A 14146-nucleotide genomic window follows, 5' to 3' on the forward strand; every position below is an offset into this window, starting at 1 on the left:
CTTTGGCTTCCACAGCACCCCATGAACTGACCCAGTCCCGGCGGGAGGCGCTGCAAGCGGCTGCGCACTGGTATGCACACCTGTGTTCGGAAGAGGCCGGGCCAGCAGACGAGCAGGCCCTGCAACAGTGGCTAGACAGCGACCCAATGCATCAGTGGGCCTGGCAGCGGGTCGACCAACTGCAGGCCCGGCTTGGTCGAGTGCCGAACCACCTGGCACTGAATACGCTGGAGCGTGCCGAACAGCACTTCAGTACGAGCCGTCGTAGTGTGTTGAAAGGCCTGGCACTGATGCTGGGCACGGGGACGCTGGGTGTGGTCGCCTACCGCCACGCCCCCGTGGAGCTATGGCTTGCTGATCATCACACGGCCACGGGGGCAACCAAACAGCTGACGCTGGCAGATGGCACCCGCCTGATACTCAACACCGCCTCAGCGGTGGATATCCGCTTTAACGCCAACGAGCGCCTGGTGATATTGCGCGCAGGCGAAATCATGGTGACCACCGCCAGTGACAGTGCCGAGAACCCGCGCCCCTTCATTGTGCAAACGCCGCAGGGCAGGGTGCGGGCCCAGGGGACGCGGTTCTCGGTGCGGATGCTGGAAGCGGAAACCCACGTGGCTGTGTTCGAGCACAGTGTGGAAGTGACTACTCGCACAGGGTCTCAAAACCAGTGCCTTGCCGGCCAGCAGCTCACCTTTACCAATGACACCGCTTCCCCACCGACAGAACTGGCACCCACTAATGACGCCTGGACGCGCCAGATGCTGGTGGTGCAGAACATGCGTCTGGAGGCGTTTCTTGCCGAACTGAGCCGCTACCGAACGGGTGTTTTACGCTGCGCGCCTAGCGTGGCTAATTATCGTATTACCGGCGCTTTCAGGGTGGACGATACCGATCAGGCGCTGCATGCGCTGAGTAAATCCTTCCCGGTGTCGGTCAATTTCCGCACGCGTTATTGGGTGACAGTCGATGAAGAAAAATAATTTTTGCCAATGACGGTACCTTTTGGGTTCCCCGTTCGACTTACTGGTTAAAGACGCACTTTTTTGTTGCTCACCAGAGGGGAACCCATGCACCACACGACGTTTACAAAGTCCCGGCTCACCCAGGCGGTTAGCGGCGCAATGCTGTGTACCGCGCTATCACTGCCCGGCGTGCTGCTGCCACTGTCCGCCCACGCCCAGCAAGAGTCTCAACAACATTCTCCACAACAAGCCGAGCAAGGTGCGCAGCATTTTGAAGTGCCCGCCGGTGACCTGGGCAACGCCCTCAGCCGCTTTGCCGCCGATTCCGGCGTGGTCATCTATTTCGATGCCAGCCTGACCCAGGGAAAGCAAACCCGCGGGCTATCCGGTGATTACAACGTTGAAGGGGGATTGCGGGCACTGCTCAGCGGGAGTGGTTTGTCTTTGGTTAAGGAAGCCGATGGTAGCTATCGGTTGGTAGAGCGGCCTGCTGATGTGGAGCTCTCGACGGTGCGGGTTGAGGCTGAGTGGCAAAGCTCTCTGACGACGGAGGGCAGCGACTCATTTACTACAGATCGAACCACCATTGGTTTTAGAGAACAGGCCATCAAGGATATCCCACAGTCGGTCAGCGTATTGACTCGCGAAAGACTCGATGATCAAAATTTGACTTCCCTCAAGGAGGCAATGGAGCAGACTACCGGTGTCAGCGTGATGACATACGGGCCAAATCAGTATCAACTTAGGGCTCGTGGTTATGATATTGATTCTCTTATGCTGGATGGAAGCCGAGTTACAGCACCCTACAGCGCCCTAGCTAATACTAAGCTTTATGACACGGCGCTCTACGACCGTATTGAGGTCATGCGGGGGCCTACGGGTATACTCATGGGTAGTGGCGAGCCCAGCGGCACTGTCAATTTGGTGCGAAAACGTGCCCAGAGAGATTTTGGCTTCGATATGTCGCTGTCTGCCGGCACTTGGGACGCCTATCGCAGTACGATTGACGTCACTGGTTCGCTAAACGAGAGTGGTAGCCTACGCGGCAGGATAGTGGGGGTCTACGATGAACAAGAGTCGTTCGTCGATGAGGTTTATGCTCAAGACTCTGTTGGTTACGGCACGTTGGAATACGATATCACTCCAGACACTACTCTATCGGTCGGCGTCGCTAGGCAGACGGGGGATTCTCGCCCTCATTCTGGTTTGCCCGTTGCCAGCAACGGCAACTTATTTGATCTTGACCGCTCAACCTATCTCGGTTCGTCATGGGATCGTTCGCACGCAAATGCGACACGCTACTTTGCTGATGTAGAACATTATCTTGACAATGGTGGCATCTTTAGTTTGAAAGCTAATCAGATCGAAACATATAGAATGAATGTCACGAGTAGCGAAGGTGCTTTAGTACTTGATGAATACTCTGGTGACATTTTGACTCGAAATATTTCTTGGCATAATCGAGATAAAAACGAGTCAATGGATATCAGTCTAACCACTCCTTTTCGTCTATTCGGTTCCGAGCATATTACTTCTTTAGGAGCCAGCTACAACGACAAAGACAAGCTTAGTCAATACTCTTATGGGGAGGGAGATTATTTCAATCAGCATTCACTCCAGAACCTCTATTCCCCACACGAATTGCCAGAGCCTGATAGCTATCCTCTGTATGCTGGGCATGTCGGCGCCTATTTGAAGCAAAAGGGCATATACGGGCAAGCCAACTGGTCTATCACATCACACCTAAGCCTAGTAACTGGCGGGCGTCTCGATTGGTACGACATTACATCAGACCTTGCCGAAGGAGATTGGGGGCGTCATAGAAGTGGCAGTGGCCGAGAATTCTCTCCTTATTACGGGATTATCTATGAAATAACCCCAAGCATTAATTTTTATACAAGCATGTCAAATATCTTTCAGCCGCAAACAGAGGTCGAATCTAGCGGGGAGATTATTGAGCCACGCACAGGAGAACAAATTGAAGCTGGTGTGAAGGGGGGATCACCCGACGGCGAATTCAATTGGCATCTTGCCGTATTCAATATTGAGGATCAGAACCGAGCCTACACAGACCCCGACAACTCTGCTTTTTCTATCCCGCTGGGAGAGACGCGCAGCCGTGGTTTTGAAGCAGAAATCTCCGGCAGCCCATTACCACGTTTAGATGTAAGTGCCAGTTACGCATATACAGATACTGAGTATACGCGTGATGCAAGTTTAGATGGATTATCGCTATCACCTGATACGCCACGGCATAGTTTCAAACTTTGGACACGTTATCGCTTCTCTGACGATGCCAACCAAGGATGGCGTATTGGTGCTGGTGTTAACACTGTCAGCAGCATTTATGCCGAAGATGGCACTAATCGCTGGGAGCAAGGAGGCTACACCTTACTTTCAGCTCAGCTAGGTTACCGCTTCAATGAGAACTTTGATGTTAGCTTTAAGGGGGATAATCTTACTGATGCAAAATATTATTCGACGGTTCGAGCTAACACTAGGCACAATTACTATGGAGATCCTCGCAACTTTTCACTTAATATGAATTATAGTTACTGAACTAGAAGGGAGGTTGCTGACTAGGTAACCTCCCAATGTTTGTTGTCAGAGGTCTATACATAAGTGGGTGTGTTTTCTCTGTTTATCCGAGAAAGGAAGAAACCTAAAGTGTGAGTGCTTGCTAATCATTTTTTGCGATTATTGAAAGAGAAAAACATGCTTTTTGATTTGATAGTTGTTTGTCGAATGCTATTTAAGGTTATAATTGCATTTTTTTTTGCCATGCATTTTACAGGAGCCCAAGCAGACACACATTCAGCCGTCGCAGCGTTTGATTTTCCAGTCGCGGAGACACTGATTGAATTAGGTGTATCCCCAGTTATGGTCAAGCAGGGAAGCTCTTTCAATTTCTGGACAGGTAATACCTACGAATCCTCCTACGTGATTGAGACTGGGCTGCCAGGGCCTAATATGGAGCTACTCCAACAAGTTTCGCCTAGCAGAGTTTTACTTGCACCTTGGCAAACTAGCCAAAAAGCACGGCTTTCTTCAGTGGCGCCAGTGAATATTGTTAATAGCTACCCCTATACTGGCGAGGGTGATGTATGGGAGCGCCTATTAATATTCACGTACGAACTTGGTGAGTTGGTCGATCAACAGCAACAAGCAAACCATCTTGTTCAAGCAGCTCAGATGCGATTGGACAGCCTAAGAGAGCGAGTCGCGCAAGACTGTACGCCCATGCTGTATGTACAGCTATTGGATGAAAGGCATATCCGTGTATTTGGCGAAAATAGCTTGTTGCATGCTGTTTCTCAGAAATTGGGGTTATGCAATGCTTGGCAAGGAGCAACTAATCAGTGGGGGTATGCCCAAGTAGGCGTTGAGAATTTATTCGATACTGAGGCCAGATTAGTGATTATCAGATCCTATAATTCAGCTGGTCTCGAGGAGCAAATAGCTCGTACTGCTTTATGGCGTTACCTGCCCAGTGTAAGACGCGGTGATGTCATTGTGCTTCCTAGCACTTTCTGGATCGCTGGAGGACTCCCCTCCGCCCTCCGCTTCGCCGAATCCCTTGTCGAAGCACTGGAGGAGCCAACCACTCCCTAGCATCGATCTGTTATTTGCAGGTGTTTTACGTCGCCACATCATTTGTAATGATACGTATTATCACTTATTGTTTGCCTCTGGTGTTGCCCACTTTTTGGGGCATTCGGCACAGGCAATCAATGGCAACGGGCGATGGTATCGATAAAGCAGCAGGGTAGGCGCGAGGCTCCTTTCGACGCGCTCTATCATAATCATCACAGTTGGCTGAGGCGCTGGTTGAGCGCCAAGCTGGGCTGTTCCCATACCGCTGCGGATCTCGCTCACGATACCTACCTACGCATACTGGCGCGGGGCACCACACCCGAGCCGGAACAGTCGCGGCGTTTTCTAACTCAGATCGCCAAGGGGTTAGTGATCGATCACTATCGCCGTCAGCGGATCGAAACCGCCTACCTTGAAGCCCTGAGCCTGCTCCCCGAGACCATGGCGCCTTCGCCAGAGGAGCAAGCACTTACTATCGAAGCGCTGGTCGAGATCGATGCGCTGCTGCATGGGTTGCCCAATAAACCTCGCCGGGCTTTTTTGATGTGCCGCTTGGATGGCCGGAGCTACCAGGAAATCGCTGATGCCTTGGAGGTGTCGGTTTCATCGGTGGAGAAGTACATCGCCAAGGCGTTGCTGGTGTGCCATCAGGCCATGCATGAATCTCAACCCTAAGCGAGCCGATGCCATGAGCCGACCATCCGCCAATGCCTCCCAAGAGACGCCTTCTCAAGAAACCATCTCCCCTGCTGTTCTGGAGCAGGCCAGCTTGTGGATGGCACGGCTATGGAGCGACGACGCCACCGACGCCCAGCGCAAGGCTTGCCTGCAATGGCGGCAAGCCGCGCCGGAGCACGAACGTGCCTGGCAGCAGCTTCAGGCGGTCGACGGTCAACTGGGAACGTTGCCGCGCCATGCGGCGCGCAGTGAGTTATTCGAGGCCTCCTCGCAGGTCTCCAGGCGTCATCTGCTGCAGTGGGGTGGCGTTGCGCTGCTCGCAGGTGGCCTGGGATTTGGGCTGCCGCGCACGCCTCAATGGCAGCGCCAGTTTGCCGACTACGCGACCGGCATTGGCGAGATGCGTGACGTGACGTTGAGCGATGGCACTCAGCTGCGCCTGGATACTGATACCGCCATTGACGTCAGCTTCGATGGCCACCAACGGCGACTCCACCTTCTGCGTGGCGGGGTGCTGATTACCACCTCTAAAACCCCAGATGCCCGCACGTTCAGCGTGATGACGCGAGAAGGGCTTTCTTATCCGTTGGGCACCCGCTTCAGCGTGCAGCAGCATAGCGATAGCACCCACGTAGCGGTTTTCGAGGGGCGGGTGGCTCTGGAACGGCGGGGAAGCGCTGGGCGGACGACGTTGGATGCCGGCCAGCAAGCCGCCATGAATGCCGAGCGGGTGACCTCGCCCGAACCGCTAGACGCGACCGAACTGGCGCGCTTTGAGGGGCGGCTGGTGGCGGAGAGCATGCGGGTGATCGAGGTACTCGATACCTTGAAGCGCTATCGCCATGGGGTGTTGCGCTGCGCGCCGGAGGTAGCTGACCGGCGGGTGAGCGGTGTGTTCTCGCTTGAAGATACCGACCGCGCCCTGGCAAGCCTCGCCGATGCTTTGTCGCTGGAGCTGGTGTACCGCACGCCGCTGTGGGTGACCTTGAAGCCAAGCGTTGAGGAGTGATGATGAGCGAGTCGCTCGACCCCACCAACGACTACGTTTTCAAGCGGCTATTTGCCGAAAAGCCTGATCTGCTGGTCGATTTGATCAATGATCTACGCCCTGACTTACCGGATATTGCCTCGGTAGAAATACTCAATCCGATGAGGCTGCTATATGGGTGAGTCACCGTTCATATTAAGAGGTGGCACTGGTTCACCGCTTCTGGCTTAAATACCGGGTACTGGCGCGCATGGTGGGGGCAAGTGGCCGGTGAGGGTATAGACTATTTAGTACACAACAGGAGAACTCATGGCCAATCACTACGACACTGGCTACAAGGAACTCTTCAGCTACCCGGAGTTTGTTCAACAGCTCATTGAAGGTTTTACACCCTCGGGCATTGCCGAGTTGATGGATTTCACAACGTTGCAGCTACATAGCGGCAATTACATTACCCCGCTGTTTGAAGAAAAATTTGAAGACTTGGTCTGGTCAGTGCAAGTGAACTGGCAAGGCGCTACCCAAGAAGTCTATCTTTACCTGCTGCTCGAGTTTCAATCCACAATCGACCACGCCATGCCGATTCGGCTCATGCACTACGTCGCCTGCTTCTACGATCACTTATTAAAAAATAACGCCACCACCGCCAGCCAAGGGCTACCGCCGGTATTTCCCCATCGTGCTGTATAATGGTTCACGACGCTGGCAGGCCAAGCAAGATATTTACGACATGGTGCAGCCCGAGCCTCCTGCTTTCTTACAGCCCTACCAGCCACATTTACGCTATTATTTAATAGACGAAGGCGCCTACACTGATGAGGAATTAGCCCAGCGCCACAGTGCTTTAAGCGGTGTGTTTGGAATTGAAAAGGCCTCAATCGACCACTCCTCGCTACAGCAGGCAGTAGACAGGATTGTCAGCATTATCCAGAACGGCCCAAACAAAGAGCGGATTGATAAAATTCTAACCCGTTGGCTCAAACGCCACCTACAACGGCTGAATGCAGGCATCAATCTGGATCAGTTACATAGCTTAGTGGAGGACAGAGATATGTTGGCAGAAAACTTAGAAAACTGGCGCCAAAAAGAACGGCAGGAAGGGCGGCAGGAAGGGCGGCAAGAAGGACGTCTAGAAGGACTTCAACAAGGACGTTTGGAGGAAGCTCGCGAGATGGTACGCACGCAACTCACCTTTAAATTTGGTGAGGTGCCCGGGTGGGTGGAAACGGCGCTTGCACAAGCCGACCATGATCAGTTGAAAGACTGGATGCGAGAGGTGTTGTTCGCTACTAGCCTGGACGACATGTTTAAGCGTTGACCGCCATGAAAAGGAGCACCGCAATGCAGCTAATTTCAGCCAACGGTGGCTCTTAACCCGAGATCGCTTCAGTGGACTCGCTATGACAAAGCCGATATTTTAAGACTATGCCAGGATTCTCGTAAGCCAAGCGCGAAGGGCTTCAAGAAGGCGGTTAGAAAAAATTCTACAAAATATTGAGGGATTCTCGTTCTCGTTCGGAAGAGGTGATGTAGACATAAAAAATGCATCACTCAACGGGGATCTTCATGACGACGCAGCAAGCGCACTCTCGCTTTATTCAAACGCCTCTGGCGCGAGCCATTAAATACGGCCTGCTGGCCAGTTGCCTGGCAGGCGGATTGCCCGCCACGGCGCTTGCCCAACAAGTAGCAGGGCAGGGCGTTGCCGCTCAGCAGAGTTACTCCATCGAAGCAGGACGACTCGACACGGCCCTTAACCGGTTTGCGGTCAGTGCAGGTATCGAGATTGCCTTTGATGCGTCGTTGACAAGCGGTAAGCAGAGCAATGGTCTGCAGGGGCAGTACAACGTTGATGAAGGGTTGCAGCGCTTGCTAGCGGGTACTGGGCTTGCGCCAGTGCGCCGTGCTGATGGGAGTTATCGGCTGGAAGTCACTAATAGACAAACTGACCAGAATCTGGACACGGTATCCGTCTACGGAACTTTGCCAGCTCGCTATGAAGGCAGATACGCTGACTCCTCAATGCGTCTTCCCAAAGATATTATTGATGTACCTCGATCCATCGACGTCATTCCTGAGCAGTTCTTGCTTGATCAGCAGGCTCGAGAAATGGCCGATGCCTTTCGCTTATCACCCAATGTGGTTGTGGCTGATGGCTATGGTGGCACCCGCGAGCACTCATTGATTCGCGGCTTCAACCGCAACGATAATTTCTATCGTAATGGCGTTCCTTTTAGTCATGAAAGCCGTATTGATCCAGCCACTATCGATAATGTTCAACTCATCAAAGGGCCCGTGGCCGATATCGGCCGGATGTCACCAGGCGGCATCGTTAATATAGAAACCAAACAGCCACAATTTCAACGCGAACATTCCATTTCGACAACCTTCGATGAGCATGGGCAACGACGTGGAACTATCGACCTCACGGGCCCCGTCGGTGAGAGCCAAAACTTGGCCTATCGAATCACAGGCTCGCTTGAGGACAGCGAGACATTTCGTGATACCAACGTTGACCGGCAGTTTTTATCTTCTGCGCTACTCTGGCATGGTGATTCCGGTGCAAGCGTAGGCTTCAATCATGAGTATTCTAAAGATCGCCGAGAAATAGATAGAGGATTAATTACGGTACCAGAGGGGGATTTGCGACGCCGACTAGCGGATGTTCCTTTTGATACTCGCTTCGATGGCAATATTCCCAATGAGCGCAACAGTGAATATCACCTTGCTGAGCTTGACGTCATCATTCCGCTGGCAGATCCAGCCTGGGAAATCGACAGCAAGCTCTTTTATTCTAGAGAAACGGGAGAGGATCTTCGTGCCGAAGTCATTTCTGTAGGGGCCGATGTTAGCAGCGAGCTTACCGAAGATACGCTAATCCGACGTGTGGGTGCCAACCAAGACCGCATGCGTATATATAAATTTGCTCGCTCTCAGCTCATCGGTGAAATCGACACGGCTATACCAATACGTGTAGCAACGGGTGTGGAATATCGAGAGTTCAGCCATGAGTGGCGTTACTTAAGCGGTAATCCTCAGATTGGGGGCACTGTATCATCGCCTGACTCTTTCACTCTTATTAATGACCTTGACTCTCCCAGCAGCGAACAATTTTACGATGTCAGCCAAAAATCGCATGGCGTATTCTCGGCTACAGAGTTCTCACTAACGCACACAGTGACGCTTGACCTTGGGCTTAGATATGAAATATCGGAGAGCAGCTACCATAACGATAACTATTTGACAGATTCAACAAGCGATATCGACTCAGGTAGCAGCAGCAAGCTTACGAAGGGGCTCGGATTGGTCTGGGAGACCATGCCAGGGTTAAATCTGTACTTCAGCTATGCAGACACCTTCGAGCCTCAAAATATATATGTAGGAAATCAAGAAGCTTTCGAACAGGATCCTAGAGAAGGTCGACAGGTTGAAGCAGGCGTGAAGTGGAGTTCTCCCGATAACCGCTACTTTATTACCGGCGCTGTTTTTGACCTTGAAGAAGATAACGTGGTCGAAACCATCAACGGAGAACCGGTACCAACCGGTGGCATCACCTCTAAAGGTGCTGAAGTCTCCATAGCCGCTAACCCAGTCGATGGCTTCAACCTGCGTGGCGCTATTGGCTTGCTTGATGCCGAAATAGTTAGCGATAACGAAGCAACGAACGGCAATCAACCGCGTAACGTACCTGACACGACTGCCAGCCTTTGGGCAAGCTACGAATTCCAGAACCCAGAAAGCGCGCTTCGGGGGCTAGGTATCGGCAGTGGCATTACCTATGCCAGCAACCGCTATGGTGATAATGGCCATGTTAACAATCTTGGTGAGACGCTCCGTGGCTTTGAGCTTGGCGACTATACCGTTGTCGATGCCGGCCTCTGGTACTACCTCCCTGTTGGTAATGCCAACCGCTTGCGTTTCGACCTAGGTGTCAAAAACGTTACAGATGAAGAGTATATTGTTGCTTCAGGAGGCAACACCCGGATAAGCGTGGGTGACCCCAGAACATTCTATAGCGGTGTTCGCTTCGAGTTCTAATCGAACTTGCTATGTTCAAAGCGCCAGCCTAAAAAAGCGGAAGGAAAGGGGCAGCAGCCCCTTCCTTGCCGCCATCAATTCTCGCCTTAGTCGAACATAAGAGATTATCATGCTGGGTTTCATGATCGCCTTTAGGCTTTTATTTAATAGCGTCGTGGTGATGGCCATCATTGCGGTTTTAACACTGCCTATTAAAAGCCTTGCGTCTTCTAATAGTTCAGCCATTGCCGCTCTCGATATCCGTATCATCGAAACACTGGTCGCGATGGATATAATACCTACGTCGCTGACGGAGCCTGAGGCCCAATCCTTCTCTACCCCTAGGTTGTCAGGGTCTACTAACCTTGGCATAGGCTTCCAGCCTAACTTGGAGCTGCTAAGCCAAGTTTCACCACAGAACATTTTGATTTCACCGAATTTAGCTCAGATTTCTGCTCGGTTATCTGGTATTTCTCCATTGAAGAGCCTAACGCCGTATGACAATGAAACAAGGACAGACCCGTGGCATCAACTGACTTCTTTCACACGGGAGCTTGGTAAATATATCGATGATGAGAGGTCTGCGGAACGCTTAATACGCGAAACTGAACATCACCTCCATACATTGCGAGATAGCCTTCCCCGTAACCAGTCCCCATTTTTAATCATTCGCTTAATGGATAACCGTCATGCTCGTGTATTTGGCAGCAACAGTATGTTTCAAAGTGCTTTGGAGCAGTTGGAACTGACCAATGCCTGGCAAGGGGAAAGCAATCATTGGGGCTTTACTACTGTCAGCATCAACGCATTGATCGACATTGATGCCCGCTTGGTGATATTGGAGAGCCCCTACGCTAATAGTCCCGTTCGTGAGCAATTTTCCGTCCGGGGTACTTGGCAGCATATGCGCAGCTTGCGGCGCGGGGATGAGATCTATTTACCTGCGACGTTTCATCATTTCGGTGCTCTTCCTTCTGCCTTAAGCTTTGCTGACCTCCTGGTCGAGGCCCTCGACGTGCACAGTGAGCATTGATGACAATATGATCGAGTTATTGACCCCTATCTTTAAAGGCGAGTGGGCCCACTTCGGTGAAGGTCTGATCTGTAGGGAGAAGGCGGGGAGCCACGCCTACCTGCTAGCCGACCTGCTTAATGAGCCAGAGACGTTCGATGCCATTTTGCTGCGGCGCGCTCGCTTTTATCATGTTGACGACTTGCGGCCAGTGGCATCTATCTGGTTACTGAAATACGTCACTCTACTAGTTCCGCCCATCGCCGTCGCCGCAACAGTACTGCAGCATGGATTCCCCGTCAGGCCTCAGGATATATCGGTAGTATTGGATGACGATGCAGCCCCCGTCGCTTTCGTTATTCCTCATCTTGGCGGAAGTATTGCTGGCCTCGACACCCTGCGGCGTTACACTCCTCTAATAAAAGAGCATTTGGAGCCGCTTATTGCCCACCTTTCCGCGCGCACTCGAGTGCCTGCCAAGATATTGTGGGGAAATGTTGCGCGGCGATTAGAGACACTTCTTACCCTCGCACAACAGCGGGACACCTTTTCTCCTGACACTGTTCAGCGGGCTGCCAGTGATAAAGCATATCTGCTAGAGCAACGTGTTTGGTACGGTAACAAACGCAACCCGATGTTTGGCTCGAAACGCCAAACGGTACGGGTGACAGAGGAGGGAGAAGTGCCGGTGCGACTTCATCGCCACTGCTGCCTTGATTATCTCTTGCCGAAAGGGAGCTACTGTGGGTTATGTCCACTGTCACCAGAATTTCGCAAGCGAAAGAAGCGTCTGCATGTTTCTCGCCGTTGAGCTTGGGCATCTTGTGTTATTTCCCAAACCATATAAATCTCTCTATAAGAAAAACTAATACCCCATTAGCAGGATGATTTTTAGTTATCCATGCCGCCCTTTATCTTAGTGCCAGATTAATCAACACGACGGTTATCCTGACACTGGGAGAGGGGCAATGTGGGAGAGTTATATCACCGGATTGGTGGTGTGCGGCGGTATTATCATGGCGATTGGCGCGCAGAACGCCTACATCCTGGGGCTGGCCATTCGCCGTGAGTACCACTGGTGGTCGGCGGGGCTGTGCATGAGCGCGGATATTATTCTGCTCACGGCAGGGATGTTTGGCGTGAGCGCTTTCCTGCTGACGATGCCCAGCGCTATGGAGGTTATGCGCTGGGTGGGCGTGGTGTTTTTGAGCTGGCTGGCGGCGCAGGCGTTGTTTAGATCCGTTAGCGGGCGGGAAGGGCTGAGCGCCGAAACGGGCCAAGGCCGCAGCTTAACAAAGGTGATTTTTGCCACGCTCGCCGTCACCGTGCTCAACCCTCAAGTGTATCTGGATACGCTGCTGCTGATACCCGCCATTGGCGCTCAACAGGAGAGCGCCGGTGTGTTTGTGGCGGGGGCCTCTACCGCTTCTATACTCTGGTTTAGCCTGCTGGCCTGGGGTGGTGCTGCACTGTCACCTTGGCTTTCAAAACCCATCGCGTGGCGCACTATCGATGGCCTAATTGGTTTGATGATGGCGAGCATCGCCGTGCATCTCGCCTTTAATGCCGGCTGAAATACGCCTCCATCACCGCGATGACCTTGTCGATATCCGCGTCATTAATATCGCGGTGAGTGACGAAACGCGTGGCATAAAGTAGCTCAATCAAAATGCCGTGCTCTTTTAGCCAAGCGGAGAGCGGCTGAACGTGTTCATCGGGGAAGTGTGCGAATACCATATTGGTCGCTTGTGAGGTGATTTCGACGCCAGGCAGCTTCGCTAGGCCCTCTGCCAGCCGAGCTGCACGGCGATGATCGTCGGCTAGGTCGGCCACGTGATGGTCTAACGCATGCTGGCAGGCGGCAGCAATAATACCTGATTGGCGCATGCCACCGCCCACCACCTTGCGCCAACGCCGGGCACGGTCGATCAATGCTTGCGACCCCGCCAGTGCCGAGCCCATGGGCGCTCCCAGGCCTTTTGAGAAGCATAGCGACACGCTATCAAACGGCAGGCACAACTGCTTAAGCGAAGTATCGGTAGTGACTACCGCATTAAACAGTCTTGCTCCGTCTAGATGGGTTGCTAAGCCTCGCTCGCGAGCCAGTTCGGTGGCGTTTAATACGTACTCTGCGGGCAGCACTTTGCCGCCAATGGTGTTTTCCAGCGCCAGCAGCTTAGTACGTGCAAAGTGAAAGTCGTCGGCTTTAATGGCAGCACTGATTTTTTCCAGCGGCAGCGTGCCATCGGCGGCGTTTTCAATCGGCTGGGGCTGAATGCTGCCCAAAACCGCTGCACCGCCGCCCTCATAGCGGTAGGTGTGAGCTGATTGCCCCACAATATACTCATCGCCCCGCTCGCAGTGGGCCATAAGTGCCACCAGGTTACTTTGCGTGCCGCTTGGGAACAGCAGCGCTGCCTCTTTGCCAGTCTGCGCGGCTAGGTGTTCTTGAAAAGCGTTGACCGTTGGGTCATCGCCCCAAACATCGTCACCTACCGGCGCAGTTAGCATGGCATCTTTCATAGCGGGGGAGGGACGAGTCACCGTGTCACTGCGTAGATCAATCATGCGGAACTCCTTTTTGAGCCTAAATTCAACGAATAAGGGCAGCCACTTAGGCACGCTTTATCGAGCAAGTTGTCAGGAACCATCTATGGTTAACAGCATACTGCAAGTCTCTATAGCATAGGCAACCCGATGGATCTAAAAAGTGGCTATCCCTTTTGGGCGGTAAAGAACGGATTGTTGAAAACTTTTCCTCGACTGACTCGCGATCATCAATGCGAAGTTGTTGTGGTTGGTGGAGGGATTACGGGGGCATTGATTGCTGATGAGCTGAGCAAACATGGCCACCACGTGGTGGTGCTTGAGCGCCGGGATGTGGGGTGG

14 protein-coding genes are annotated in these 14146 nt (G+C 52.7%); 13 read left to right on the top strand and 1 reads right to left on the bottom strand.

Translation table 11 applies throughout. The features are described 5' to 3' along the window. Positions 1-2: 2 nt before the first annotated feature. The 12 genes from ACT3UM_RS14845 to ACT3UM_RS14900 all read left to right on the top strand — a co-directional run bounded on the left by ACT3UM_RS14845 (position 3) and on the right by ACT3UM_RS14900 (position 12831). The gene (locus tag ACT3UM_RS14845; protein ID WP_498900040.1) at positions 3-986 is read left to right on the top strand and encodes a FecR domain-containing protein; all 984 of its coding nucleotides are present in this window, start codon (positions 3-5) and stop codon (positions 984-986) included. Positions 987-1073: 87 nt separating this feature from the next. Beyond that, positions 1074-3527, top strand: a complete 2454-nt coding sequence (locus tag ACT3UM_RS14850; protein WP_498900042.1) for a TonB-dependent siderophore receptor — start codon at positions 1074-1076, stop codon at positions 3525-3527. 156 nt (positions 3528-3683) lie between these two features. Next, positions 3684-4580, top strand: a complete 897-nt coding sequence (locus ACT3UM_RS14855; protein WP_498900044.1) for an ABC transporter substrate-binding protein — start codon at positions 3684-3686, stop codon at positions 4578-4580. A 132-nt stretch (positions 4581-4712) separates the two neighbouring features. Then, a complete protein-coding gene (locus ACT3UM_RS14860) occupies positions 4713-5237 on the top strand; it encodes a sigma-70 family RNA polymerase sigma factor (protein WP_498900046.1) in 525 nt (174 codons plus the stop codon). Positions 5238-5250: 13 nt separating this feature from the next. After that, positions 5251-6249 (top strand): FecR domain-containing protein, encoded by a 999-nt coding sequence (locus ACT3UM_RS14865; protein ID WP_498900048.1) that lies wholly within the window; start codon positions 5251-5253, stop codon positions 6247-6249. A 2-nt stretch (positions 6250-6251) separates the two neighbouring features. Further along, positions 6252-6410, top strand: a complete 159-nt coding sequence (locus ACT3UM_RS14870) for a hypothetical protein (protein WP_498900050.1) — start codon at positions 6252-6254, stop codon at positions 6408-6410. Between the two features lie 127 nt (positions 6411-6537). Continuing rightward, complete coding sequence (locus tag ACT3UM_RS14875) at positions 6538-6918, top strand: Rpn family recombination-promoting nuclease/putative transposase (RefSeq protein WP_498900052.1); 381 nt, start codon at positions 6538-6540, stop codon at positions 6916-6918. 40 nt (positions 6919-6958) lie between these two features. Continuing rightward, positions 6959-7546 carry an RpnC/YadD family protein gene (locus ACT3UM_RS14880; RefSeq protein ID WP_498900054.1) on the top strand — a complete coding sequence of 196 codons (588 nt, stop codon included), beginning with the start codon at positions 6959-6961 and terminating at the stop codon, positions 7544-7546. Positions 7547-7794: 248 nt separating this feature from the next. Continuing rightward, the gene (locus tag ACT3UM_RS14885) at positions 7795-10266 is read left to right on the top strand and encodes a TonB-dependent siderophore receptor (protein WP_498900056.1); all 2472 of its coding nucleotides are present in this window, start codon (positions 7795-7797) and stop codon (positions 10264-10266) included. 109 nt (positions 10267-10375) lie between these two features. Then, on the top strand, positions 10376-11278 hold the full coding sequence (locus tag ACT3UM_RS14890) for an ABC transporter substrate-binding protein (RefSeq protein ID WP_498900058.1): 903 nt from the start codon (positions 10376-10378) through the stop codon (positions 11276-11278). A gap of 7 nt (positions 11279-11285) precedes the next feature. Continuing rightward, complete coding sequence (gene fhuF / locus ACT3UM_RS14895; RefSeq protein ID WP_498900060.1) at positions 11286-12068, top strand: siderophore-iron reductase FhuF; 783 nt, start codon at positions 11286-11288, stop codon at positions 12066-12068. Between the two features lie 157 nt (positions 12069-12225). Then, a complete protein-coding gene (locus tag ACT3UM_RS14900) occupies positions 12226-12831 on the top strand; it encodes a LysE/ArgO family amino acid transporter (protein ID WP_498900062.1) in 606 nt (201 codons plus the stop codon). On the opposite strand, the gene ltaE is transcribed toward ACT3UM_RS14900, so the two are convergent. Continuing rightward, the gene (ltaE, locus tag ACT3UM_RS14905) at positions 12818-13825 is read right to left on the bottom strand and encodes a low-specificity L-threonine aldolase (RefSeq protein ID WP_498900064.1); all 1008 of its coding nucleotides are present in this window, start codon (positions 13823-13825) and stop codon (positions 12818-12820) included. The genes ACT3UM_RS14900 and ltaE overlap by 14 nt on opposite strands. Before the next feature lie 129 nt (positions 13826-13954). On the opposite strand from ltaE, the gene ACT3UM_RS14910 reads away from it, so the two are divergent. Continuing rightward, positions 13955-14146 (top strand): FAD-dependent oxidoreductase (locus ACT3UM_RS14910; protein WP_498900066.1); only part of this gene is annotated, 192 nt, incomplete at its 3' end.

Source organism: Halomonas sp. AOP13-D3-9, from assembly GCF_052379125.1.
Classification (GTDB): domain Bacteria; phylum Pseudomonadota; class Gammaproteobacteria; order Pseudomonadales; family Halomonadaceae; genus Vreelandella.